The following is a 2889-nucleotide window of genomic DNA, read 5'->3' as shown; positions in this document are numbered from 1 at the left end:
GATCGCCATGAAAAATGCACCCCTTATATTTCATCGGTTTACCCAAGGGGGGTTTCCAATGTCTAGTATAAGGGGTGCACTCCAAAAGCCGGGGATGCTTTTCTTGTTCTTTGGGATAGGAATCAACGTTACTCCCGGTAAAAAGCCGCAAGACCGATCACGGAGGTTTCGCTACCCGTAACCTCATCGCGCCCATACCCAAAGGAACGGACTACGTATAACCGCTCCGCCTCCTGCAAACTAGCCGAGAAGCTTTGGACCGCTGCCAGCGTGCCTTTGAGATTCACTTGCAGCGATACGGCCGAAATTCCCGCCGAGCCCAGGGCGGTTTCCTCGACAAGCCCCGCTCCATGCAAAGCAGCGGACAAGCCGCCGGAGAAGGACCGGGAAGGGTTGGAGGTTGCCGTATTGCCCGCAATGAAGCCATTCTCGTCGGAGGCCGAAGAATCTACGGTAGAGACGCCTTCCAAAGCCCCTTCCTGCAGACCGGCTTCCGGCTCCTCGAACACGATCTCCTGCAGCTGCACGCCGGATTCCTTCGCGGCCCGTTCCAAATCCAGCAAAATGCCCTCCCGATCAGGCCGGGCAGGGATAGTGGCTTCGCGTTTGGCCGCATCGGCCGAAGCGTTGCCCGCAGCCGCCTCATCTCGCTTGGCACTGACGACGGCCGCAGTCTTTTGCAGGAATTGTTCTTTTTCTTCGCGTTCGGATTGCAGACTCGCGGATTCCGACACGGCCGGCCGATAGCCGAAAAAGTAAAACGAACCGGCCGCCAGCATGATGACGGCGGCTGCCAGCATCCAACGGGCACCGGCCAACCCGTTTTGGGTTCCCGTCCTCATTTGGCATCACCCGCCGTTTCCGCCGTACCCGCCTCCGGCGTTAGTTGAAAGGATCCGATGTACCCTTGCCCCGGGGCTTCCTTGACCGATCGAATCAGTTCCCCGCTCTTGCCGGAGGACTCCCGAAGCGCAGCCGAGTAGGCACTGGCCTCGCTCAGACCGGGAAACCGACAAGTCCACGCCAAGCCGTTGCCGCTAAGCTCCACAGTCTCCAGCTTGCTTCCGGCCTGCAGCGGTGCGGTCAGGTTGCCCAGCATCGCTTTTAGATCGGGACGCTGCAGCGCGAGCGCATCAATAAGACTTCCGTCTACGGAACCTGAGCCCGACGCCCCCAAGCTTTGCAGCTCCTGCTGCAGCATCACCTGCTGCTGCTCCGTTTCGGCAATCGAATTCAGCAGCGCCGCAGCGGACTCCCTTACCCTCAGGTAATCGTACCCGAAATATGTGCCGATCCCCAGGCCGACGAGGAGAAGCAAGACCGGAATCCCCCGTCCGGCCGAGGCCGAACGTTCTTTGGGCGGAAGCAGATTAATATCGATCATCGGGTTACCGCCCCCTTCAAAGCCAGTCCGAGCGCGATCGCATAGCTGCCCTGGTCGGCCATTTCCATCCCGGCAAAATAAGGAGAAAGGTCGACTTCGGACACGGCCACCTGCTCGAAAGCCCCCGACAATTGCCGCGCGATTTCCGGTTTGTCCGGTGCTGCGCCGGCAATCATGATGCTTTGCACGCGCTCATGGCCTTCATGGAGCGTGTACTCGTAAAAGTTCATGATCCGGGTCACCGAGGAAACGATTTCCCCATACCGCCATGAATTCAGACGGTCCCCCGACATCGGCTCCAGCGGAAAGGTCCGCACGAAATCGGGAAGTCCGCGGTGATAGGTATATACTTCCGCTTCTTTGGCTTTAAAATTGATCGCCATCACGTTACTGGTTTCGCTCAGCAAATGCTGCTGCCGGAGTATCCGGGACAATGCGATCGTGGCCAAATCGACGGATTCCAAACGCAGTCCGGACTGCTCCAGCGCGGTGACCATCTCTTGAATAACCGGACGCGGCACGGCGGCGACGAGAGTAAGCAGGGAATCTTCCTGTTCCCGCTCCTCCATCCAATAGTAGTCGATGACCGGATCCTCAAAGGGCAAACGGATGCTGCCCTCGACTTCCAGATCGGTCACGCGGCGCTGCTGTCTTTTTTTGACCTTAGGTACCTGCAGCAGACGAATAAACGACTGGGCGGTTGGAGCGGCCAAATGAACTTTTTTTCCGGTGAGTCCCCGCCGATTCGCCCAGCGCTTCACCACCTCCGTCAATCCGGACACGTCGGGCACCCCGTCCTCGTTCAGCCCGGCATCCACCGGCAGCATGCCGGCGCGCTCCACGGTACCGCGTTTGGGGTTGAATTTTACGTAACGGATCCCATCCTCATCGATCGTGATGCCGATGTTCGACGGCCGCCGGTTTAGTAGTGAGGCATGACGTTTTGCAGATACCAATGGATGATCTCCTTTCCATACATGTAAATCGCTAAGGTGCCGATCGCCAAAAAGGGACCAAACGCCAGCGCCTGGCCGCGGCTTCTACGCCCCAGCGCCTGCTGCAGCAGTCCGGCGGCCGCGCCGGCGGCACTGGCCAGAAACAAGGCCAGAAGTACGCCGGGAAAGCCGATGACCCAGCCGAACACGGCCAGCAGCTTCACGTCGCCCATCCCCATCCCCCGGCCGGAGGTGAGAAGGGCGAGAACCAGCAGCAGCCCGCCGCCGCTGAGCGCGCCCAGCGCGTGGCTCCACAGCGGGCCGCCGCCGGCCAGCGGGGCGGCGACGAGCAGCACGGCGCCGAAGCCGAGCAAGGCGCCGTTGGGGATGATCTTCGCGGTCAGGTCCGTGACCGCGATCAGCACGGCCAGCGCGGTCAGCAGCAGGCCGACCGCCCATGCGCCCGATGCACCGAACTGCAGGTGCATCAGGGCGAACAGCGCCGCCGTCCCGAGGGCGGCGGCGAGGTCTCCGGCCCGGCGCTGCCGGCCGGAGGCGCGCGGCAGGGCG

General features: G+C 61.2%; 4 protein-coding genes. All 4 read right to left on the bottom strand.

The window, feature by feature from the left end:
• Positions 1 to 128 precede the first annotated feature (128 nt).
• Positions 129 to 842 (bottom strand): hypothetical protein, encoded by a 714-nt coding sequence (locus ACQ4N8_RS28060; protein WP_430707662.1) that lies wholly within the window; start codon positions 840 to 842, stop codon positions 129 to 131.
• On the bottom strand, positions 839 to 1384 hold the full coding sequence (locus tag ACQ4N8_RS28055; RefSeq protein WP_430707661.1) for a hypothetical protein: 546 nt from the start codon (positions 1382 to 1384) through the stop codon (positions 839 to 841). The genes ACQ4N8_RS28060 and ACQ4N8_RS28055 overlap by 4 nt, the downstream gene beginning before the upstream one ends.
• Positions 1381 to 2340 (bottom strand): type IV pilus biogenesis protein PilM, encoded by a 960-nt coding sequence (gene pilM, locus ACQ4N8_RS28050; RefSeq protein WP_430707660.1) that lies wholly within the window; start codon positions 2338 to 2340, stop codon positions 1381 to 1383. Before pilM ends, ACQ4N8_RS28055 begins: the two co-directional genes overlap by 4 nt.
• A partial coding sequence (locus ACQ4N8_RS28045; RefSeq protein WP_430707659.1) for a prepilin peptidase occupies positions 2307 to 2889 on the bottom strand: 583 nt, incomplete at its 5' end. The genes pilM and ACQ4N8_RS28045, both read right to left, overlap by 34 nt.

Origin of the sequence: Paenibacillus macerans, from assembly GCF_050565405.1 — a bacterium.
Lineage (GTDB): Bacteria > Bacillota > Bacilli > Paenibacillales > Paenibacillaceae > Fontibacillus > Fontibacillus macerans_B.
Note: the sequence above shows the minus strand (reverse complement) of the source record. Positions and strands in the feature narration are given on the sequence as shown.